This window comes from Runella sp. R5_40 (assembly GCF_057652295.1).
Genome location: NZ_JBYFCH010000001.1, coordinates 781,149 through 802,944, shown reverse-complemented (window position 1 = coordinate 802,944; position 21,796 = coordinate 781,149). Strand labels below are relative to the sequence as shown.

Annotated in this window: 18 protein-coding genes; 16 read left to right on the top strand and 2 right to left on the bottom strand. The window is 47.1% G+C overall.

The genetic code is table 11. The features are described 5' to 3' along the window. The first annotated feature begins 145 nt into the window (after positions 1-145). The 3 genes from AC23N5_RS03405 to AC23N5_RS03395 all read left to right on the top strand — a co-directional run bounded on the left by AC23N5_RS03405 (position 146) and on the right by AC23N5_RS03395 (position 5,708). Positions 146-3,109, top strand: a complete 2,964-nt coding sequence (locus AC23N5_RS03405) for an FAD-binding and (Fe-S)-binding domain-containing protein (RefSeq protein WP_487754478.1) — start codon at positions 146-148, stop codon at positions 3,107-3,109. A gap of 252 nt (positions 3,110-3,361) precedes the next feature. Next, on the top strand, positions 3,362-4,258 hold the full coding sequence (locus AC23N5_RS03400) for a 1,4-dihydroxy-2-naphthoate polyprenyltransferase (protein ID WP_487754477.1): 897 nt from the start codon (positions 3,362-3,364) through the stop codon (positions 4,256-4,258). A gap of 109 nt (positions 4,259-4,367) precedes the next feature. Then, on the top strand, positions 4,368-5,708 hold the full coding sequence (locus tag AC23N5_RS03395) for a tetratricopeptide repeat protein (protein WP_183977648.1): 1,341 nt from the start codon (positions 4,368-4,370) through the stop codon (positions 5,706-5,708). Positions 5,709-5,896: 188 nt separating this feature from the next. On the opposite strand, the gene AC23N5_RS03390 is transcribed toward AC23N5_RS03395, so the two are convergent. Next, complete coding sequence (locus tag AC23N5_RS03390; RefSeq protein WP_487754476.1) at positions 5,897-6,667, bottom strand: AMP nucleosidase; 771 nt, start codon at positions 6,665-6,667, stop codon at positions 5,897-5,899. Between the two features lie 51 nt (positions 6,668-6,718). Between AC23N5_RS03390 and AC23N5_RS03385 the strand changes: the two genes are divergently transcribed. Then, entirely contained in the window at positions 6,719-7,180 is a 462-nt protein-coding gene (locus AC23N5_RS03385) for a type I restriction enzyme HsdR N-terminal domain-containing protein (protein WP_310588004.1), read from the top strand. Between the two features lie 14 nt (positions 7,181-7,194). On the opposite strand, the gene AC23N5_RS03380 is transcribed toward AC23N5_RS03385, so the two are convergent. After that, the gene (locus AC23N5_RS03380) at positions 7,195-8,805 is read right to left on the bottom strand and encodes a CotH kinase family protein (protein WP_487754475.1); all 1,611 of its coding nucleotides are present in this window, start codon (positions 8,803-8,805) and stop codon (positions 7,195-7,197) included. 118 nt (positions 8,806-8,923) lie between these two features. Between AC23N5_RS03380 and AC23N5_RS03375 the strand changes: the two genes are divergently transcribed. The 12 genes from AC23N5_RS03375 to AC23N5_RS03320 all read left to right on the top strand — a co-directional run bounded on the left by AC23N5_RS03375 (position 8,924) and on the right by AC23N5_RS03320 (position 21,768). After that, positions 8,924-9,370, top strand: a complete 447-nt coding sequence (locus tag AC23N5_RS03375) for a QcrA and Rieske domain-containing protein (protein ID WP_122932760.1) — start codon at positions 8,924-8,926, stop codon at positions 9,368-9,370. Between the two features lie 3 nt (positions 9,371-9,373). Then, a complete protein-coding gene (locus AC23N5_RS03370) occupies positions 9,374-10,420 on the top strand; it encodes an AMP-binding protein (protein ID WP_487754474.1) in 1,047 nt (348 codons plus the stop codon). Further along, entirely contained in the window at positions 10,421-11,185 is a 765-nt protein-coding gene (locus AC23N5_RS03365; protein WP_183977627.1) for a hypothetical protein, read from the top strand. Positions 11,186-11,268: 83 nt separating this feature from the next. Then, the gene (locus AC23N5_RS03360; protein WP_183977625.1) at positions 11,269-12,651 is read left to right on the top strand and encodes a sensor histidine kinase; all 1,383 of its coding nucleotides are present in this window, start codon (positions 11,269-11,271) and stop codon (positions 12,649-12,651) included. A 30-nt stretch (positions 12,652-12,681) separates the two neighbouring features. Further along, complete coding sequence (locus AC23N5_RS03355; RefSeq protein ID WP_487754473.1) at positions 12,682-13,230, top strand: PH domain-containing protein; 549 nt, start codon at positions 12,682-12,684, stop codon at positions 13,228-13,230. Positions 13,231-13,290: 60 nt separating this feature from the next. Next, positions 13,291-14,217 (top strand): hydroxypyruvate isomerase family protein, encoded by a 927-nt coding sequence (locus AC23N5_RS03350; protein WP_183977620.1) that lies wholly within the window; start codon positions 13,291-13,293, stop codon positions 14,215-14,217. 105 nt (positions 14,218-14,322) lie between these two features. Then, positions 14,323-15,081: a class I SAM-dependent methyltransferase gene (locus tag AC23N5_RS03345; RefSeq protein WP_487754472.1), complete on the top strand. Its 759-nt coding sequence runs from the start codon at positions 14,323-14,325 to the stop codon at positions 15,079-15,081. A gap of 225 nt (positions 15,082-15,306) precedes the next feature. Beyond that, on the top strand, positions 15,307-17,601 hold the full coding sequence (locus tag AC23N5_RS03340; RefSeq protein WP_487754471.1) for a DUF5703 domain-containing protein: 2,295 nt from the start codon (positions 15,307-15,309) through the stop codon (positions 17,599-17,601). Between the two features lie 121 nt (positions 17,602-17,722). Further along, complete coding sequence (locus tag AC23N5_RS03335; RefSeq protein ID WP_183977614.1) at positions 17,723-18,637, top strand: sugar phosphate isomerase/epimerase family protein; 915 nt, start codon at positions 17,723-17,725, stop codon at positions 18,635-18,637. A 4-nt stretch (positions 18,638-18,641) separates the two neighbouring features. Continuing rightward, positions 18,642-19,892: an alpha/beta hydrolase family protein gene (locus tag AC23N5_RS03330; RefSeq protein ID WP_487754470.1), complete on the top strand. Its 1,251-nt coding sequence runs from the start codon at positions 18,642-18,644 to the stop codon at positions 19,890-19,892. 13 nt (positions 19,893-19,905) lie between these two features. After that, entirely contained in the window at positions 19,906-20,736 is an 831-nt protein-coding gene (locus tag AC23N5_RS03325; RefSeq protein ID WP_487754469.1) for an alpha/beta hydrolase, read from the top strand. Positions 20,737-20,748: 12 nt separating this feature from the next. Further along, positions 20,749-21,768, top strand: a complete 1,020-nt coding sequence (locus AC23N5_RS03320) for a polysaccharide deacetylase family protein (RefSeq protein WP_487754468.1) — start codon at positions 20,749-20,751, stop codon at positions 21,766-21,768. Positions 21,769-21,796 lie beyond the last annotated feature (28 nt).

Below are 21,796 nucleotides of genomic sequence, written 5' to 3'. Positions count from 1 at the left end.
TCTACAATGATAGTCAAGGAAAGAGTATATATTTCTGGTAGAGTAAATTGCACTATAAAGCATGTGTTGAGAGAAAATCAAATTAGCATAACAAACGCGTAGGTCGTAACTTTGCGCTTTCGCAGAAGATTTCGAAAACTCACCAATGACTCACCTACCACTTTCTGAATTAGCCCAACGTTTTAAGGGCGAACTGTACGACGATACAACCATGCGAACGCTCTACGCTACCGACGCGTCGGCGTATCGTGAGATGCCTCTGGCCGTGGCAATTCCGCAGGACATTGAGGATTTAAAAGTGCTTATCCGTTTTGCAAATACCCATAAAACATCCCTCATTCCGCGTACGGCTGGAACGTCGTTGGCGGGGCAAGTGGTTGGAAATGGCATCGTGGTCGATGTATCGCGGACGTTTACGAAGATTTTGGAAATCAACGCCGAAGAACGCTGGGTGCGCGTACAGCCAGGCGTCGTACGCGATGAGCTAAACATGGCGCTGAAGCCGTATGGTTTGTATTTCGGCCCCGAAACTTCTACCGCCAACCGTGCGATGATTGGCGGCATGGTGGGAAACAACTCTTGCGGGTCAAACTCAGTGGTGTATGGCTCCACGCGTGAACATTTGTTGGAAGTAAAGGCGCTGCTTGCCGATGGGAGCGAGGTTACATTCGGCTCCCTGCCTGCCAATGGGGAAAGTACTTCTTTCCCGACGGAAGGTTTAGAGGGAGCTATTTATGCCAAGACGTTTGAAATCCTTTCTAATCCCGAAAATCAGGAAGAAATACGCAAAAACTTCCCCAAAAAGTCAATTGAACGCCGCAATACGGGCTATGCGTTGGATATGCTATTAGATTCTGCTCCTTTTGGGGGTGAGGGGCCTTTTAATATGTGCAAACTGATTGCAGGTTCGGAAGGAACACTTTGTTTTTTGACCGAAATAAAGTTGAACATTATTCCGCCGCCGCCCAAAGCCCAAGGACTGGTGTGTGTGCATTTCGATACCATCGACGACGCGCTTCATGCCACCCTCACGGCGTTGAAATACAAACCGCAGGCCGTCGAGTTGATTGATAATTACATTTTGGAATGCGCGGCTGAAAACCCCGAACAAAGCAAAAACGCGTTTTTTGTTCAGAAAAAAGCCGATGGCTCGTATCCTATCATTTTGGTGGTGGATGTTTCTCAGGATACCAAAGAGGAAGTAGAACGGGTAGCGGCAGCTTTGATTGAGGATTACAAAAAGGAAGGTAAAGGCTTTCATTATCCGCTCCTTCATGCCGACGATACTAAAAAAATATGGACGCTTCGGAAGGCAGGTTTGGGGCTTTTGGCCAATCTCCCTGGCGATGAAAAGGCCGTGGCTGTGATTGAAGATACGGCCGTGGATGTGCAAGACCAGCCGTATTTTATTCGTGATTTTAACGAGATTTTGCACAAAAACGGCATGTCGGCCGTGCATTACGCGCACGCAGGCTCGGGCGAAATCCACCTTCGTCCTATCATCAACCTAAAAACCAAAGAAGGCCACCGTCAATTCCGAATGATTGCGGAGGAGATTGCTACTTTGGTGAAAAAATACGATGGCTCGCTGTCGGGAGAGCACGGCGACGGGCGTTTGCGCGGCGAATTTATTCCGCAGATGGTGGGAGAAAAAAATTACGCGTTGTTTAAAGAGCTTAAACGAACCTGGGATCCTAATGCGATTTTCAACCCAGGCAAAATTGTGGATACGGCGCCAATGGATACGTTTTTGCGCTACGAAGCCGACCAACAAACGCCTGATGTTAAAACGTATTTTCGCTATCCAAACCAAACCATCCTCCAACACGCTGAGCAGTGTAATGGCTCTGGCGACTGCCGCAAAACGCAGTTGTCGGGTGGAACGATGTGTCCTAGCTTTATGGCCACGCGCAACGAAAAGGATACCACGCGGGCTCGGGCTAACATATTGCGCGAGTTTTTGACGCACAGCCCCCAAACGCCGAATGGGAAATTTAGTGATGACAAAAACAGCTCCACTGGGATGGCAGCTGTCAAAGAAGTATATGATTTGTGCTTGGCCTGTAAAGGCTGCAAAGGAGAATGCCCGTCGAACGTGGACGTTGCCAAACTGAAAATGGAGTTTTTACAGCACTACTACGATGCCAACGGCGTACCCATGCGCTCGTGGCTGGTGGGTAACTTTTCCAAAATGACGGGGATTGCGAGCTACGTGCCTTGGGCGTACAATTTGGTGTTTAAAAACGCTCCCTTGCGCCGCATTGCCAACCAACTCGTAGGTTTTCACCCCGACCGAACCATGCCGTTGTTGCATAACACGACTTTGAAGAGTTGGGCAAGTGACAGAGGGCAAGGGGCAAGGGGCAAAGGACAAGCAAGTGGCAAAGTTTACCTTTTTTGTGATGAATTTACCAATTATAACGACGTTGAGATTGGAAAAAAAGCCATTCAATTGTTGGAAAAATTAGGGTACGAAGTGGTGATTCCTGAACACGGGCCGAGTGGTCGTCCGCAGTTGTCGAAAGGGTTATTGAAGGATGCCAAAAAAATTGCAGAGCAAAATGTGCAGCTACTCAAAGGGCTAATTTCAGACCAGACACCGTTGGTGGGAATTGAGCCGTCGGCGATTTTGACATTCCGCGACGAATATCCTGATTTGGTGAGTGAAGAATTGGTCGAGGATGCCAAACGTTTGGCCAAAAATGCTTTACAGTTTGATGAGTTCATCGCCCGCGAAATCGATGCCAAACGCATTACCAGCAAGCAATTTACCGAAGAACCCAAACGCATAAAACTGCACGGTCATTGTCAGCAGAAAGCCATTGCTTCAATGGTGCCGACGAAAAAAATGCTTTCGTTGCCCAAAAACTACGAAGTACAGTTGATTCCAAGCGGTTGTTGTGGAATGGCAGGAAGTTTTGGGTACGAAAAAGAGCATTACGACTTGTCGATGAAAATCGGGGAAATGGTGTTGTTCCCTACCGTACGTCAGCAACCCGAAGAAGTGATTATTGCGGCGCCAGGGACGAGTTGTCGTCATCAAATCCACGATGGAACGGGCCGTCATGCGCTGCACCCAGTAGAAATTTTGTGGGAAGCATTGCGCTAAAAACAAAAAATGGCAAACCGAGAATCTCACCGCTACAACCACTTACCCTTGCTTCGGTCAAGACCTGGGGGATTCAATGGGAGCTGGTAGTTCCGATTTGCCGATGCAAAATTAGGAAATTGTGAAGAGAGATGCAAAAAGTTAATTGTTAATCGTCAATGGCTAATCGTTAATTGCTTGATAATTATACTTTTAAAATTTGTAAAAATTCGATTTTCTATGGATTATAGGCTAAAAATAATGGACTAACTGATGAAAAAATGGATAGAAGCGGCGCGTTTGCGGACGTTGCCTTTGGCGTTATCGAGTATTCTAATGGGGTGTTTTTTGGCCGCCGCACACCATCAATTTAGCTGGACAATCGCTATTTTGGCGGTTGTAACCACCGTTTGCTTGCAAGTACTTTCCAACTTTGCCAATGACTACGGCGATGCCGTAAACGGAAAAGACACCGAAGCGCGGCAAGGGCCTCAGCGGGCGGTACAGTCGGGAGCGATTTCGGCTAGTTCGATGCGAAACGCCGTGATTTTGTTTTCGGTAGTATCGCTGGTGAGCGGAATTGGGCTGTTGTATGAAGCCCTCAAAGATGCGACATGGCAGTCGTTTTTGGCCTTTTTGGGGTTGGGTATTCTAGCCATCATTGCGGCTATCACCTACACCGCAGGCAAGCGTCCGTATGGTTACGAAGGGCTGGGAGATTTATCCGTGCTTATATTTTTTGGATGGGTAGGAGTGTTGGGCGTGTATTATTTGCATACCAAAACTTTTGATTCAACGTTGTTATTACCCGCCACAAGTTGCGGATTGTTTGCCGTGGGTGTATTGAATATTAATAATATCCGAGACATCGAATCAGATACGTTGACGGGCAAGCGCTCGGTACCAGTGCGCATCGGTCGTAGCAAGGCAATTGTGTATCATTGGGTATTGTTGACGGTCGGGATGTTGGCAAGTATTGCCTATTTACTACTCACCGAATGGACATGGAGCCAGTGGGTGTTTGTACTTAGCTTTCCGCTTTTTGTGCGGAATGGTCTTGCCGTTAGCCGACTGACAAACCCAAGAGAGTTAGACCCGTATTTAAAACAGATGGCGCTCTCCACATTGCTTTTTGTTCTGTTATTTGGAATAGGATTTTGGGTAGGATAATTTACTTTTCGGCATAAATATTTTAGGGGTCATGTTGGCTAGGCGTCTAAAAATCGGTAGTTTTGGCAAGCCAATCCCAATATTCATCAAACTTTTTTTACGTATTGCTATGAAGCAACGCTCAACTTTTATGTTTGTTTTTGCCTGTATTATGGCATTTACTCATGTTTTGAAAGCTCAAAAAACTGCCGCGGAGTATTTTGAAGAAGGTGTTAATAAAAGTAAATCTGGCGATTTTGTGGCCGCTCTTCAAGCCTTTAATTTGGCTATTACGATGAGCCCAGAAAACGCCCCTAGCTACTACAACCGCGCCATGGCGAAGGCGAATCTGAAAGACCACCGTGGGGCAATTTTAGATTTTGACCGTTCTATCGAATTAAATCCTAAGTATTCGGACGCGTACCTTTACCGTGGGGCGAGCAAAGCCAAACAAGACGATTTTCGCTCTGCGATTCAAGACTTTTCACGGGCTATTGAATTGAATCCTGACGATCCACAAGGGTATTATCAACGCGGGGTTAACCGTGCTCGCGTAGAAAACTACCGTGGAGCGCTTCAAGATTTGAACCGTACTATTGAGTTGGAACCAAACAACGCAGGAGCGCTTTTTGCCCGTGGTACGGTTAAAACAAAATTGGAAGATTACCCAAGTGCTTTGGTTGATTTCTCTCGCGTGTTGGATTTGACCCCCAAAAGCCCATCGGCATTGTCAGGCCGTGGTTATGTGAAAATTAAATTAAACGATTTTGCGGGTGCCGTAAACGATTACAGCAAAGCCATCGAATTGAAGCCAGAGGATGCGGAGTCGTTCTACAACCGTGGTTTTTCTCGTAGCAAACTAGAAAAATACGAAGAGGCTATCACTGATTTTGACCAAGCGATTCGTCTTGATCCACAAAACCACCGTGCTTATTATGGACGTGGGTTTAGCAAAAGCAAATTGGGCAACCAACGCGATGCAATCTCAGATTTGAACAAAGCAGTTGATATTAACAACACACCTACCGATACAAAAGTGGTTTATATGGGAAGCATTAGCCGCTCGATTTTGGACCAGCTTCGTGAAGTAGTACAAGAGAAAAACAAAATCAACGAGCTTTCGACTGAGCGTTCGGAGGCGTTTTTTGCGCGGGGAGTTGGTAAAAACAAACAGGGTGATGGCAAAGGTGCGATTATCGACTTAAACAAAGCCATTGAGTTTAACCCTACTTATGCAGAAGCATATTTTACGCGTGGTATGATTAAGTCTGCCATTGGCGACCAAAGAGGTGCTATCCAAGATTGTACAAGTGCCATCAAATTGAGCCCTAAACATGCAGAAGCGTATTATGTTCGTGGTTTGATTAAACACAGCCTTGGCGACGAAAATAGTGGTTGTTTGGACTTGTCGAAAGCGGGTGAATTGGGATATACCCAGGCTTACAAAGTAATCAGCGACTACTGTAACTAAGTGCTTGTACGCAGTTAATTGTGTTGTTAGCTGCCATGTAGAAAAAGCCCCATTGAGTTGACCATTGGTCGCCTCGATGGGGCTTTTTCTTTGACCTGATTCTTTCTACGAAGATTTGGCTCCTCTGGAGCAATACGTTCAATCTGACAATTAACGGCTAACTGTTAACCAATCACTGTACATAGCACTTATTCAAAACGTAAGTGTTTGACCGATTCGCCTGAGCTGGCTAGTTCCACCAAGGAGTCGATGCCAAGCTGAAGGTGACGCTCTACAAAATGCGCGGTTACTTTTTTGTCGCTCTCTTCGGTTTTTACACCTTCGGGCACCAGTGGGTTGTCAGAAACCAACAACAATGCGCCATGTGGAATTTGGTTGACAAACCCAACGGTAAAGACGGTCGCCGTTTCCATGTCAATCGCCATCGCTCTGATTTCGCGAAGGTATTCTTTAAACGTTTCGTCGTGTTCCCAGATTCGGCGGTTGGTGGTATAGACCGTCCCTGTCCAGTAATCCAACTCGTGCTTTTTAATCATAGATGATACGGCCCGTTGCAAACGAAAAGAGGGCAACGCAGGAATTTCAGGTCGCATGTAATCGTTGCTTGTTCCTTCGCCGCGAATGGCCGCAATCGGAAGCACCAAGTCCCCGATTTGCGTTTTTTTCAGTCCGCCACATTTTCCCAAAAATAACACTGCTTTAGGATTGATGGCCGAGAGCAAATCCATCACCGTGGCCGCCATGGCGCTGCCCATCCCAAAGTTAATGATGGTGATATTATCGGCCGTTGCGGTTTGCATGGCACGGTCGCGACCATACACTTCGACCCCGTACTTGTCGGCAAACATTTGTACGTAATTGATGAAGTTGGTCAACAAAATGTATTCTCCGAAGACCTCCAGCGGAGTTCCTGTGTAGCGTGGGAGCCAATTTTCTACGATTTCTTCTTTGCTTTTCATTGGTTTTGTGTTGATTTTTGGGGAGAATAGGTTAAAAAAAAGATTTGTAAGATGCCCTTACAAATCCTCCTCTGTATGGTTGAGCTAAATTTGCCCCCCTTTGATTACAAAGTTACGAAAATTGCGGGAAAACCTCATATCTTCGACGTAATTCGGCGTAAGTACCTGCTTATCACGCCCGAAGAGTGGGTGAGGCAGCACGTTTTGCACTGGTTGATAGGGCATCATCAGTACCCAAAATCTTTGATTCGTACTGAGAGTGGCTTGCAGTATAACCAACTTGCTAAGCGTACCGATATTTTGGTGTACGACCGCTCGGGGGCACCTTTTTTGTTGGTGGAGTGTAAGGCCGTCCACATTCCGCTGACGGATGCCGTCCTCGACCAAGCCATTCGTTACAACGCCGTGCTAAAAGCGCCCTATTTGCTGATTAGCAATGGACTCGAACACCTATTGTTTGAAATAAAAGAAGGAGAAGCGAACGCGCTAGAAATAATCCCTCCTTTTGAATGAGAAATTGAACGGTTCTATTGTTTTACCAACTGCTTTCGGATGATTTCGGTAGGCGTATGAACGCGTAATACGTAGGTGCCCGAAGGCCCTTGAATAGGAATGCTGACGGTAGTTGGAGTGACCGACAAGTACTGAAACTTGCTGGTAATTAGCTTGCCATGGAGGTCAAAAACTTCCGCCAAAATCTCCATTGGGCGCGGAGCTTTAAAGAGAAGTCGGGCGTCGTCAATAAAAGGATTGGGCGCTACTTCGACGGTTACTTCGTGGATGGGAGTAGGGTCAGCGGCGGTGAGCGTACCGGGTATGTTCATGTCCATCCACGCGAGGCGCTGCGTGAGCCATTGTTTGAGTTCAAGGACTTCGCCTGCCCAAGTGCTTGGAATAGGGGTAGGATTGGGCCAAATATATTGACCTAAAACGGGCCACCGCTGAAAATTCCGTTGTTGTGCTTCTTGAAGAACGGTCGCCAGTGAGTCGATATACGACATAAGCGTTTCGGTTTTCCAAGCACCTTTGCGCATTCGTTGGTATTCGTCGTTGAGCTCCGAGACATAGGCGGGGTCTTCGAGCATTCGCTTCCAATGAAAAGGAACTTGCCAACTGTCTCTAGGGCAGACGTTCCCAAATAAATACGCCCAGCCGTACGTAAGTGGCGCTTCACAATAGTCGGCATTCCCAAAGGCCAAATCGTAGTCCCAAGCGGGGCCTGCTTTTATTTTTCCCCCTTTGCTGTCGCGGTCTTTGTGAAAAAACGTACTGATGCGGTAGCCGTCCACGTTGCGGGATACTTCGTTGACCAAAAAAATACGCGCAAAAGAAAGACCATCATAAAACCGACGGTAGCCAACTTGAGAGTCCCTGAACTGACTCCCATTTAACGCCGCTTCGGCACTATCTACTTTGGCAATGAGGTAAGCTTTTTGGTTTGGAGTAATTTCGTCAAAATCGGGGTATTCGTACAAATACTGGATACGACCACTGTAGTTGACTTTAGAAAACCAGCCTATCGACCCACCCGAACCCGTTGGTTTGTCAACCTTAAAAATATACCCCCCCGTAAGCGCATCGCCGCTGTTGTCTTGGTCAGATAACTTGGTAATGTTCAATCGCCCATTGACCCGTTTGATTTTTTCCATAAGAACATACACCCCTTCATAACGTCCATTGACGATGACTTCGACGAACTGCGTACGGCTGGCGTACATCCCCAAATCGCGCGCCATTTTCATGGCGAGGACGTTGTGTAAAAGGCTTTTTTCGTTGTAAGAAGCAAACAAAATCCAGTCTTCTTCCTTGGGCATCCCAAACAGCGCAACTTCTTTGCCGTCGCCTTTTTCGTCCCGAAATTCAAATCCGTACGATTTTTTTGGAAAAAGCTGAGACGATGACCCGCGAAACTCAATTCCTGCGATGCCTTGATAAACGTTGGCCGCATCTGAGGGGGCTGTTCGTTGGGCAGGGCCGTTGTAAATAATTTTCATTTGCGCGTTGATTTTGGGCGAATCCACAATCAACTGCCCTTGGGTATCAATGATGACAAGGGGCAAATTGGAGGTCACAAGGTTTTGGGCCGACACCACCGCACAAAAAAATAAATTCAACACCATCCCAAGCCAAGTTCTCATAGTTACAATCTTTTTGTTTCAGTTACGTTTTTAAAGAGCCACAAAAGCGAGCGTTTTAAACGCTAAGTTCGATTATTAAAAATAACATTGAAAACTACAAAAAAATATCAATAACGCTATGGAAACGGAAGCAACGACGATTGACCGAAAAGAGTTTTTTCGCCTAGTGGGGGTGAGTTTTGGAGCTATCGTACTTCAACAGTGTTTGTCGGGATGCAATACAGGTGCTAGTCCCGACCCCAATCCGACTACTCCCACTGATTTTTCTGTGAACATCAATAATGGTACATTTACGGCTTTGCGCAATGCAGGAGGCTTTGTCCGAACCAATGGAGTAATTATTGCACGTACGCAGCAGGGTGGGTTTATCGCGGTTTCGCAAGCCTGTACGCACGAAGGAACGGCGGTCAACTACATTGTCTCAAACAATACTTTTCTGTGTCCCAACCACGGCTCCGTGTTTTCGAGCGAGGGAGAAGTGCAAACGGGGCCAGCCACTAAGCCGTTGACGCGGTACAAAACCTCGTACGACCCATCGACGGGCGATATTCGTATTTACCCTTAGTCTATGTTTTATACTTTAGTACCCCAACATATTTTTGAAACTCCCGCGCCCGAGGATGCTTATTTTCGACAGGCGTGGGAGTTTTGTCGTTTGTACGCCTCGGGGCAAGAAACTTTTGTGCTGCATACCTCGGGTTCGACGGGCACTCCTAAGCCTATCGCCTTGACGCGCGCCCAAATGCAAGCCAGTGCCCGTGTTACGCAGCGTGCGTTGGATTTGCGGGCGGGGCAGCAAGCGTTGGTGTGCCTCAATGTGGGTTACATTGCAGGAACGATGATGCTCGTGCGTGGAATGGAATTGGGGCTAACGATGCACATCGTCGCGCCTTCCTCGCAGCCGTTTGCTGCGCTGCCCCGTGACTTAGCAATAGATTTTGTAGCAGTAGTGCCGCTCCAATTGCAAGCAATGTTGGATGCAGGACAAGCCTCGGTTCTAAATACCTTGGGCGTTATCATTGTGGGAGGAGCTCCTGTTTCCGAACAATTACTCGAAGGTATTCAGCGGCTTAGCGTGCCCGTGTTTAGTACCTATGGCATGACCGAAACGGTATCGCATGTGGCGCTACGAAGGCTAAATGGAGCCGAGGCAACGGATAGTTATTGGCTGTTGGAAGGAGTTGAAGCCGCTACCGACGAACGCGGCTGCCTTCGTCTGTGCGGGGCAGTAACCAACCACCAATGGATTCAAACCAACGATGTGGTGGAGTTTTTAGAATCCCGAAAGTTCATCATAGTGGGGCGCGCTGATAACATTATTAATTCGGGAGGAGTCAAAATTCAGTTAGAGAAAGTAGAACGTGCCGTTGAAAAAACGGGGCTGATCGCTTCGCGGTTTTTTGCGTGGTCGGAACCCGACGAACGTTTAGGACAACAACTGATTTTAGTAGTAGAAAGTGAAAAAAAGCTTGATAGCGAACTACTTCAAACGAGATTAATACCTGAGCTTTTGACCTACGAACTTCCTAAAAAGGTGTATTTTGTTAAAAAATTTGTAGAAACACCCACGGGCAAAGTAGATAAGCGCCGTACCTTTGAGGAAAATATACGCTAAATGGCAACTTTTCGTAAACTGACTATCCAATTTGAAACTTCGGCGCAACTTCCGCCGCCTTACTCATATCGCTACGTATTGCGCATTCTTCCGACTGAGCAAACCATTAATGTCGATTTAAAATTGACATATACCCACCGCGACGAACTCGATGCCGATGAAATTGAAGCCGAAGGATTTACCGATAATGATGATTATCAGTGGAAAGGAACACTTGAAAAAGTGTGGTCTGACGAGCTTGAAAAAGTCCTCAAGAAAACCCAGATGGGAGGCAGTATGCTTCAAGACGAAGAATTGGACTTTCTGACCCTAGAGTGGGAAACGGACACGACAAAAAAAGGTCAGCCCAAAAACACCGAAGATTGGCTCTATTTTGCCCAAGAATTGCTTCAGGCGATTTATGAAACATCGGAGAAAGAACGCCCGTTTGAAATGCAGGTTATTGACGCGACTTCGCAAGGGACTAGAGAAGCACAGTTGACGGCTTCGTTTCGTACAAGGACGGCACAAGTCAAGCGCGTGGTGGATGGCAAAACATCATTGCGTTTTTATCCGTGGCAAGAACTGCCTTCGTTGATGGAAACGGTATATGCGCCTAACTGGCTCACCGACAATGCCTCAAGCCAAAAACCAAAGCGAAATGGCCTATATTTTAACCTAGGCGATGGCGTATGGTACGAATGGGGAAAACAAGTAGTAGAGCCTGGTAAAGGAGCAAAAACACTCTCGAAACTCAAAGATGTAGTAACGACGTTGTTTGGGTAAAGCAACCCCTCGAAAGTTCTAAAACTTTCGAGGGGTTATTCGGAGTTTCGAGAGGTTATAAAGGCATAAAATCGCATAAACGAATGAAAATCAGGACCAAAATAGCCCTTCAATTTACGGTAATTATTGCCGCCATTTTGGCCACATTTTCGGTGTCGTTTTATTACGTGGCGGAGCAAAATCGTAAAGACGAGTTCTACAAAAACTTGTGCGACCGCGCCCTAACGCGGGCCGACTTGCTGGTGAAAATCGCGGCGAACAACAAGAAAATCCTGAAAATTCTCGACAAAGAAACCTTGTCGAAACTCTACGGCGAGAAGGTGTTGATGTTTAACGACGAAGACAAAATCGTGTATGCCAGCTACGACCCCGACAGCGCCGAAAATTATTATTACAATGCCGATTTATTAAAATCTGTTCGGAAAAAGAAATACGTCGAAACCGCCAATGGGAAACTGTTGGTGGCAGGTTTGATGTACACCCACCCCGAAAAAGGAGAATTGGTACTGATGACTTCGGCCGAGGATGAACTGGGAAATACCCAGCTTCAACGCCTGCGAGACTCGTTGATTTATAGCTTTTTGTTCGGTATTCTTATCACGATTGTGTTGGGCTTTATTTTTGCGGGGCAGTCGCTAAAACCCTTGTCGGATATGAACCGCGAGATTAGCACCATCACGGCTTATAACTTGCGAAAACAGTTGAATGAAGGCAATCGCCAAGACGAATTGGCGCAATTGGCCATCAATTTCAACCAAATGCTTCAGCGTTTGGAGCAATCTTTTGATTTTCAACGGAGTTTTGTGTCCAATGCTTCCCACGAACTTCGTACACCACTTGCGGGCTTAAAATCCGAAATTCAAATAGCGTTGGAAAAAGAACGTACGCCCGAGGAGTATCAAAAAGTCTTGGACTCGCTTCTGAACGATGCGCAACGGCTGATTCAGTTGACTAACAGTTTGTTACAGCTGGCGCAGTCGGAAAAAAAAGAAGAACGTACGATGAGCTTTCAGTCCATTCGTTTGGATGAGCTGGTGTTTCAAACCCAAGAAGAACTTCAAAGCCTCCGCACCGACTACCAGATTCACATTGATTTTGAAGATATTCCCGAAAATGAGCAGGACATTACCGTCCTTGGAAATGCACCTTTACTCAAAACGGTACTTAATAATTTGATGGACAATGCCTGCAAATATTCGCCAGATAAACGCGCCGATGTAAAAATCGGCTTTGACGAACAAAATTGCTACATTCGAGTCACCGACCGAGGAATTGGCATCCCTGAAAACGAAACCCAGCGGATTTTTGAACCACTTTATCGTGCCAAAAACGCTACTACTTTTCGAGGATACGGCATTGGGTTGTCGGTATGCCGTAGGATTGTGGACATGCACCGCGGTACCATAAAAGTAACGAGCCAACTGGATGTAGGAAGCACGTTTGAAGTAGTACTCCCGCATATTTAATCGTTTTTAAGCCTTAACCGCCGCTATTTTATGGAAACATCCGATACTGTCCTTTTCAAAGCCGAGTTTAACAAACTGGTAAAGCCTTACATGATGCTTTATGTGGCCTCTATCATGTTGGCCACTGTTTTCGGGATTGTACTTATCCCGTTTTGGTTTTTAGGAATAGGCCAGTGGTGGGCTCAGCACTATTATGATAAACTAGAGTGTGAACTTACCGAAACGGTTATTCGCTTTAAAAAGGGGATTCTTGTTCAAGTCGAAAAAACCATCCCGTTGGAAAATATTCAAGATGTAACCTTTGTAGAAGGACCACTTTTACGGTATTTTCATCTTTGTATTTTAAAATTTGAAACCGCAGGTCAGAGCGCAGGCCAAGCCCACGATATGCAGCTGATTGGAATCGTGAATGCCCAAGAATTACGGAGCTTAATTTTACGCCAGCGAGAAAAAAGAATCATGGCCAAAAATGCGCCCTCGGCTGCTACTTCATCCAATGACAATGCCGAATTATTACGAGAGATTAGGGATATTTTGACGGAAATCAAGGCAGAATTAAAGAAACCCCAAGTTTCGTAAAGATTAGAAAAAAACGTTGTTTTGCTTTTGGAGGCAGCACCTTATAATCTACAACTACTTATGTTTCGTCGCGATTTTGTAAAAACTGCTGTCTCGGCTTCGGCAGCTACGCTAGTGAGCGGTGTAGCCACGGCTAATACTACGACTCCTAAAGCAAAAAATAATTTTAAATTGGCCTATGCCCCTCACTTTGGCATGTTTCAAAACAGTGCGGGTAAAGACCTTATCGACCAACTTAAGTTCATGGCCGACAATGGCTTCACGGCCTTGGAAGACAACGGTATGATGGGACGCCCAGTGGAAATACAAACCAAAATCGGCGAAACATTGGCGAAGTTGGGAATGACCATGGGCGTGTTTGTGGTGGACAAAGGAGGAAATTCTCAGAATACCCTCGCGGCGGGCAAACAAGCACACATTGATATTTTCTTGGATGGCTGTAAGCGCGCCGTAGAAACCGCCAAACGCTGCAATGCCAAGTGGATGACGGTCGTACCAGGTGATTTTGAACGTAATCTTCCGATTGGAATTCAAACGGGACACGTAATTGATGCGCTTCGCCGAGGGGCAGATATTTTGGCTCCTCACGGTTTGACGATGGTGTTGGAACCCTTGAGCGATAGCCCCAATTTGTTTTTGCAAACCTCTGACCAAACCTACGAAATTTGCCGTGGGGTGAATAGTCCTGCGTGCAAGATTTTATTTGATATTTATCACATGCAGAAAACCGAAGGGCACATCATTCCGCACATCGACTGGTGCTGGTCCGAAATCGGGTATTTCCAAATTGGTGATAACCCAGGACGTAAAGAACCAACGACGGGCGAAATCAACTATAAAAACGTGTTCAAACATATTTACACCAAAATGAAGGCCAACAATCAAAACTTCATTTTTGGAATGGAACACGGAAACTCTAAGCCAGGCAAAGAAGGCGAAGAAGCACTCATTAAAGCCTACCTAGAGTCGGATAGCTTTACGGTATAAAAAAGTACGTCGGGGTAGTATAAAAACTCATCGGGGTACCAAAAAAGTGCGTCGGGGTACTCATACCCCGACGTATTCATTTAAAAACAAAACCCACTATTGGTGTTGAAAGCATTTCTCAAAACGGTGATTGGCCCCACAGGCCGCAAACAATTAAGAGCATTACAAGCCTCGGCGCAAGCCGCAGTATATGGATTAGGCAATGACGTCGAGTGTCCCATTTGTGGAAGTACGTATAGCCAATTTTTGCCTTTCAACCGCCCCAATGCCCTTTGTTATACCTGTAAGTCGCTCGAACGCCACCGTTTGGTGTATTTGTATTTGAAAAATAAGACCGATTTTTTTACGGGGAAAAAACGAATTCTGCACTTTGCCCCCGAAAAATGCCTGCACGACCAAATCCGTAAGTACCCCCAACTTCAGTACGAAACAGCCGATTTGATGACGACCTACATCGACGCCATCGGGGTGCTGCCCGATCACGTTATGTCGGTGACGGATATTCAATTTCCCGATAACACGTTCGACGTCGTGATTTGTAACCACGTCTTTGAACTTGTGCCTGACGATGCCCAAGGAATGCGCGAGATTTATCGGGTGCTCAAACCCGACGGCTACGCCATTATTCAAGGCGCGGTGAATAATTCGATGGAAAAAACGGTAGAAACGCAGCACCTGACGCCCGAAGAACGGAAACGCATCGCGGGCGCTCACCAGCACGTTCGCCGTTATGGCCGCGACTATGCCGACCGCCTTGCCGCCGCAGGTTTTAGGGTAGAAGTAAGTGCTTACGTGCAAGAAATCGACTGGAAACGCTACGGACTTATGGCGGATGAGAACGTGTATGTGTGTTGGAAAAAATAAGTAGTACATCTTGAAGCGAGGTTTTGAGAAACCTCAGTGGTGGTTTTGAGAAACCACCAGCACCACTTGAGAAACCACCAGCACGCCCGTGACGTCGGTTTCTCAAAACCGACGCGACGCTTGTGGAGAAACCCACGCCATACAGGAGGTAGCAGGACGGGAGGCTGAGAGCAATGAGGTATTTTTGGACTCAACCTTTGTTATTTCTTAATCCTGCCTTTCATCGTGACGCTACGAACCCATCTACTTTTGGTCGTTTTTGGTTGGGGAATTTGCCTTTCTACCTTGGCCCAACCTGCTCAATTGGCCAACTACAACGTTGTTTGGAAGACTCCCAGCAAAAACTCATCCGAATCTATGCCTTGTGGTGGGGGAGATGTCGGCTTGAATGTGTGGGTCGAAGACGGCGACGTCCTTTTTTACCTTTCCCAAAGCGGTACGTTCGACGAAAACAACGCCATGCTCAAACTGGGGCGGGTACGCCTTCGGCTTTCTCCTAATCCGTTTACAGGCACTGATTTTAAGCAAGAACTGCGGCTTCAAGACGGCGGTGTGTATATAAGTGGTGGTAAAACGCGCTTGCACTTGTGGGTGGACGTGTTTCGTTCGGTGGTGCACGCGGAGTTGCAAAGTGACAAAGCCGTCAATATCAAAGCTGCGTACGAATCGTGGCGGTACGAAGACCGTTTGGTACAAGGAACGGCCATTCGCGAAAACTCCTACAAAACTCCCCAAAAGTTTGACCTAAAAACGTACAAAGACGAAATCGCTTTTCGCAACAACGAACTGTGGTTTTACCACCGAAACCGCGACGATGTTCCCACTCTTTTTGATTTTACGGTGCAGCTTGAAGGGATGGAATTGGTGAAATCACAACTGTATAACCCCATCAAAAACAATACGTTTGGGGGAGCGATGCGTTCCCGCACTATGCGGCCTGCGGGCATTACCACGGGTAAATACCTTGATACTGATTTTAAGGCGTGGAACCTAGAAACCCCGCGTCCCGTTCGTACCGAACACCTAGAAGTAGTGTTGAACACAGCTCCCACCTCCACCCTCGCTGAATGGGAAAGTACGGTAGTCCGCCGACAGCAAGAAGTTACCCGAACCCAACAAACAGCCTTGGCGCAGACCCATGCTTGGTGGAAACAGTTTTGGGAACGAAGCTACATTTTTATTGAGGGAAAAGACAGCACTATTTCGCGCAATTACCACCTTTTTCGCTACCAACTGGGCTGCAATGCCTTTGGGCAATGGCCTACGAAATTTAACGGTGGGTTATTCACATTTGACCCACAATTTGTGGATAAAAAATACAATCACACGCCCGATTTTCGCTTGTGGGGTGGAGGAACTATGACTGCCCAAAACCAGCGATTGGTGTATTTTCCGATGCTCAAAAGCGGCGATTTTGAGTTGATGAAACCCCAATTTGACTTTTACTTGCGTTCGCAGACCAATGCCGAGCTGCGTTCAAAAGTGTATTGGAACCACAATGGGGCGTGTTTTACGGAGCAAATCGAAAATTTTGGTTTGCCCAATCCCTTTGAGTACGGCTACAAGCGCCCCGAAGGTTACGATGCAGGAATGGAATACAACGCGTGGCTCGAATACCAATGGGATACGGTGTTTGAGTTTTGTTTGATGATGCTCGAAACAGAGCGTTATGAAGGACGGAATATTCAAACGTACGTGCCTTTTATCGAAAGCTGCCTGACGTTTTTTGATGAACATTACCAAGGGCTCGCTAAGCAACGCGGCACCAAGGCATTCGATGAAAAAGGTCAGTATGTGTTTTACCCAAGCTCGGCTTGTGAAACGTACAAAATGACCTACAATTCGACCACGGTGATTTCGGCTTTGAAAGTGATTTTGACGCGTATGCTTGAGCTTCCCGATCATTATTTGCACACTTCCCAACGCCAAAAGTGGACGACTATGCTGGAACGTTTGCCTCCCTTGCCTTTGCAGGAAATCGACGGATATAAAACCCTGGCCCCCGCCGTGGCGTGGATGCGGGTACAAAACTCCGAAGCGCCGCAGTTGTATCCCGTGTTTCCGTGGGGACTGTATGGGGTCGGAAAGCCTGAGTTGGAAGTTGCCCAAAATACCTATCGCTACGACCCGCACGTTCAGAAATATAAAAGTCACGTGGGCTGGCGTCAGCACAACATTTTTGCGGCGCGACTTGGGTTAGTAGAAGAGGCCGCTGAACTTACTCGAAACAAATTTAAAGATGCCGACTTACGTTTCCCAACCTTTTGGGGGCCAGGGTTTGACTGGACGCCCGACCATAATTGGGGTGGTTCGGCTATGATTGGGCTGCAAGAAATGCTGTTGCAAACCGACGGACGAAAAATAGTTTTGCTCCCTGCATGGCCCAAAGACTGGAATGCTACGTTTAAGTTACACGCACCGTACCAAACGACGATTGAAGGGCGTATCAAAAATGGGGTGATGGAAGACCTAAAAGTGACCCCCGCATCGCGCTTGTCGGATGTAATTGTGTCGAAATAAGACCTTCCAAGTTTGGTACTCAGAGTATCTGAAACTTGGAAGGTCTCTTGTAATTGTGTCGAAATAAATAGTAAAAAAAACAGGCTTTGTGCCTTCTGTTACCTATAATCCCTTGCATCGAATGAAACCACTACAACACACGACGAGTAGCCGTCGAGATTTCTTAAAATTAGGCGCAGGAGCCGTTGGAAGCATCCTTGCATCAAGTTCTTTGGCAGAGGCGGCACTTTGGGCGGAAGAAAGCCGCAAACTTTCGCTGCCGTTGGGTATTTGTACGTCCTACGACAAAGCGGCGTTGCTCAAAAGCATTGGTTATTCGTACGTTGAAGAAAACGTGGGTCGTTTCTTGATTCCTGACAAAGGGGGCGACGAACAATACGCCAAAAACGTCGAAGCACTCAAAACGACGGGTGTACCGTTGCGTTCGTACGTGTCGTTTATTCCAGGAAGTATCAAATCAGTAGGGCCTAACGCCAACCACGAAGCTTTGCTGGAAAGAGCTGATTTGGCATTTAAACGTGCCAAAGAATGTGGTACACCTTATGTCGTGTTTGGAAGTAGTGCATCGCGCACCATTCCCGAAGGTTTTGACCGCGCCAAGGCCAAAGAACAACATACGGAAGTGAGCAAAAAAATGGCACTTTTGGCCGAAAAACACGGGATTACGGTGGCTTTAGAACCCCTCAACCGAAGCGAAACCAATTTTATTAACAGCTTGGCTGAAGGAGTTGAAATCATCGAAGCCGTCAATCACCCTCGTTTTCGGTTGTTGTGCGATATTTACCACATGCTCAAAGACAACGAAGGCCCCGAGCAAATTGTCAAATATGGCAAATACATCGTACACTGCCACATTGCCGAAAAACAAAACCGTACGGCTCCTGGCGTCGTAGGCGATGATTTTAGAGAATATTTCAAGGCATTGAAAAAAATCAAATACCGTGGCGGATTGTCGATTGAAGGCCGTTGGACAAATTTTGATAGCGAAGCCAAAAAAGCCTTTGAAGTACTGACGCAGCAACTGTCAGAAGTATAAAATAATGTTAAAGTTACGATTTTTGAGTCTGTTTTTTGTGCTGAGTACGGGTCTAGGCTGGGCGCAAAAGGTACTTCCAGATCCGCTTATTTTGGCGAATGGGAAACGTGTGCAAAATGCCAAACAGTGGCACAAGGAGCGGCGTCCTGAACTACTTCGGATGTTTACCTCAGAAATGTACGGGCAAGCCCCACCGCGTCCCAAAGAAATGCGGTTTGAGGTATTTGACGTGGATAAAAACGCCCTGAACGGCAAAGCTACTCGGAAGCAAATTGCGGTCTATTTTAATGGAAAAACCGATGGCCCACGGATGGATTTATTGATGTACATTCCCAATCACCGCAAGGGGCCTGCTCCTGCCATTTTGGGATTGAATTTTTGGGGGAACCACGCCGTTCACCCCGACCCCGCCATTCGAATCACAACGAGTTGGATGGAATCGGGCAAAGGAAACCCGTACGTAAAGCTATGGTGCGTCACCGACCACCGTGCTACCGAAGCGTGTCGGGGTGTGAATGCCGCTCAGTGGCCGCTTGATACGATCATTGCGCGGGGATACGCCCTCATCACGGCTTATCGCGAGGACATTGCTTCTGACGACCCAAAAACGGGCTTCCAGAAGGGGATTCACCCCATTTATCCCGACTATCAAGGCCGAACTGACAACTTTGGGACAATTGCGGCCTGGGCTTGGGCACTGAGCCGCGCCATGGATTATGTCGTGACCGACAAAGCGATTGATGCCAAGCGGGTGGCGGTGTTTGGCTGGTCGCGTTTGGGAAAAGCGGCGCTTTGGGCAGGAGCTACCGACGAGCGTTTTGCGATGGTCATAAGTAATGAATCGGGTGCGGGAGGAGCCAAGTTATTCCACCGTGGTGTGGGTGAAAATATTCGTCGGCTTTGTACGGTTTTTCCGCACTGGTACGCTGCTAGTTTTAAGAAATACATGGACAGAGATACCCTGCTGCCCTTCGACCAGCACCAAGTGATTTCGCTCGTCGCGCCGCGACCTGTGTATATTGCCAGCGCCGTGGATGACAAAGGAGCCGATCCACAAGGCGAGTTTGCTGCCGCTAGAGCCGCCGAATCGGTGTATTTGTTTTTGGGAAAAACAGGGCTTCCTGCCCAAACCATCCCACTACTGAACCAGTCGGTGCAAGGGCAAATCGGCTATCATATTCGTGAGGGAGGGCACGACGTCACCTTGTATGATTGGAAACAATACCTGAACTTTGCCGATAAACACTTCAACTAGTTGTATAAACCCGATGATACCTTTCAAAAAAATCGCACTTTTTCTCGTTATTGGTTTGTGGAGTACGTCTGTATGGGCCGAAAAAATAGATACGGTAGAAACGTACAGCCCTTCGATGAAAAAAAACATCAAAGCAGTAGTACTTACGCCCGACTCGTACGATGGCTCCAAGGAGTTTCCTGTCGTTTATCTGTTGCATGGTTACAGCGGTAACTATGCCGATTGGATAAAAAAAGCCCCCGTCATGCAGCGTATGGCAGATGTATATCAAACGATTATTGTGTGTCCCGACGGCGCGTTTTCGAGCTGGTACTGGGATAGCCCCGTTGACCCGACAATGCGTTACGAAACGTATGTTTCTAGCGAGTTGGTTTCTTGGATTGATGGCCGTTACAAAACCATCAAAAGCCGCGAAGGACGTGGAATCACGGGCTTGAGCATGGGCGGACACGGTGCGCTTTATTTGGCGTTTAAACACCAAGACGTGTTTGGAACGGCAGGGAGTATGAGCGGAGGCGTGGACATTCGTCCTTTTCCTAACAACTGGGACATGGCCAAGCGTTTGGGCAAATACGCTGAAGCCCCCGAGCTTTGGGAAAAAAATACCGTTATCAATTTGGTACATTTACTCACCCCCAACTCGCTGGCGCTGATTATTGATTGCGGCAGCGATGACTTCTTTTACCGCGTCAACAACAACCTGCACGACAAATTGCTGGAACGCAATATTCCGCACGATTATATCTCTCGTCCAGGGGGGCACAATTGGCCTTATTGGAACAACGCCATTGGCTACCAATTGCTTTTTATGAGAAACTTTTTTGACAAACCAAAAAGCAAGTAGGGCGTCGAACAGGTGGGCAAAAATATCAAACATTTTGTAAGAGATAGCTGGCTGACAGCCTCGTACTACACGGGGCTGAGCCACCTCTACCAAGCCTTAGCGGGGCGAAAACGTGGGATTATTTCGTACCACAACGTTCTTCCTGTGAGTGCCTTGCCCGCGTTTGATACGTACAATGTGGACGTGACCGCAGCTATCTTCGACAAACAACTTCATTTCTTAAAAAAACACTTTCTAGTACAGCCCATTCAGGAATTGGAAAACCCAAACGCCAAGGGTATTTTCATTACCTTCGACGATGGGATGCGCAACAATTCCGAGGTGTTGGCGCCTATTTTAGCAAAGCACGATATTTCGGCGCTGTTTGCGATTTGTCCCGCCATGATTGACCGAGACTTGCCTTACATCTGGCGCGACCATTTGTTTTTACTGTTGCACCAAGCCATTTCGCAGGATGTTTGGCTCCCCCTCAACGACTATCAAACGCCGCTTCTAGTTCCAGAAACGTCCGCAGGGATAAATGCCCTGACACGGCAGCTTAAACAGTACGTTTACCAACATCAATTGGCGGATATTTATGGCCTTGTGCGTGAAATTTGCCAAAAAAATGGGTGGGCGTATGAAGTGCCTTCGCCCGACGGGCTTCGGTACGATTTTATGACTTGGTCGCAGATTCGGGCATTGGTAGCGCAAGGGCACAGGGTCGCATCCCATACGCAAACCCACCGAGTGCTACGTTTTTTGGGACAAGAAGAAAAAAAAATGGAATTGGAAGTGTCTAAACAACGCCTCGAAACCGAACTGAAGCAGGAGGTATCACTCTTTGTTTATCCTTATGGAAGTAGGGCCGAAATCGACCAAGTTACTGTACAGGCTGTGCAAGAGGCAGGGTATCGGATGGCTTTGATGAACGTTCAGCAGCCCAGCCTTTCCCCCGTTATGTTATCTCAACCGCGTTTTGCCTTTCCGCCGATGGCCGATTCGGCACATCTACACGCCATTGTTTCGGGCTATAAATTTTTGTTTCGGTAGTCAAATCTTTCTTTATCTTTGGCTACGG

What these genes read in the sequence shown, in the direction of transcription:
- AC23N5_RS03395 (WP_183977648.1), top strand. Translation starts at nt 4,368, where the DNA reads ATGAAGCAACGCTCAACTTTTATGTTTGTTTTTGCCTGTATTATGGCA.
- AC23N5_RS03350 (WP_183977620.1), top strand. Translation starts at nt 13,291, where the DNA reads ATGTTTCGTCGCGATTTTGTAAAAACTGCTGTCTCGGCTTCGGCAGCT.
- AC23N5_RS03380 (WP_487754475.1), bottom strand. Translation starts at nt 8,805, where the DNA reads ATGAGAACTTGGCTTGGGATGGTGTTGAATTTATTTTTTTGTGCGGTG.
- AC23N5_RS03405 (WP_487754478.1), top strand. Translation starts at nt 146, where the DNA reads ATGACTCACCTACCACTTTCTGAATTAGCCCAACGTTTTAAGGGCGAA.
- AC23N5_RS03370 (WP_487754474.1), top strand. Translation starts at nt 9,374, where the DNA reads ATGTTTTATACTTTAGTACCCCAACATATTTTTGAAACTCCCGCGCCC.
- AC23N5_RS03360 (WP_183977625.1), top strand. Translation starts at nt 11,269, where the DNA reads ATGAAAATCAGGACCAAAATAGCCCTTCAATTTACGGTAATTATTGCC.
- AC23N5_RS03385 (WP_310588004.1), top strand. Translation starts at nt 6,719, where the DNA reads ATGCCCTTACAAATCCTCCTCTGTATGGTTGAGCTAAATTTGCCCCCC.
- AC23N5_RS03365 (WP_183977627.1), top strand. Translation starts at nt 10,421, where the DNA reads ATGGCAACTTTTCGTAAACTGACTATCCAATTTGAAACTTCGGCGCAA.
- AC23N5_RS03355 (WP_487754473.1), top strand. Translation starts at nt 12,682, where the DNA reads ATGGAAACATCCGATACTGTCCTTTTCAAAGCCGAGTTTAACAAACTG.
- AC23N5_RS03325 (WP_487754469.1), top strand. Translation starts at nt 19,906, where the DNA reads ATGATACCTTTCAAAAAAATCGCACTTTTTCTCGTTATTGGTTTGTGG.
- AC23N5_RS03330 (WP_487754470.1), top strand. Translation starts at nt 18,642, where the DNA reads ATGTTAAAGTTACGATTTTTGAGTCTGTTTTTTGTGCTGAGTACGGGT.
- AC23N5_RS03400 (WP_487754477.1), top strand. Translation starts at nt 3,362, where the DNA reads ATGAAAAAATGGATAGAAGCGGCGCGTTTGCGGACGTTGCCTTTGGCG.
- AC23N5_RS03390 (WP_487754476.1), bottom strand. Translation starts at nt 6,667, where the DNA reads ATGAAAAGCAAAGAAGAAATCGTAGAAAATTGGCTCCCACGCTACACA.
- AC23N5_RS03375 (WP_122932760.1), top strand. Translation starts at nt 8,924, where the DNA reads ATGGAAACGGAAGCAACGACGATTGACCGAAAAGAGTTTTTTCGCCTA.
- AC23N5_RS03335 (WP_183977614.1), top strand. Translation starts at nt 17,723, where the DNA reads ATGAAACCACTACAACACACGACGAGTAGCCGTCGAGATTTCTTAAAA.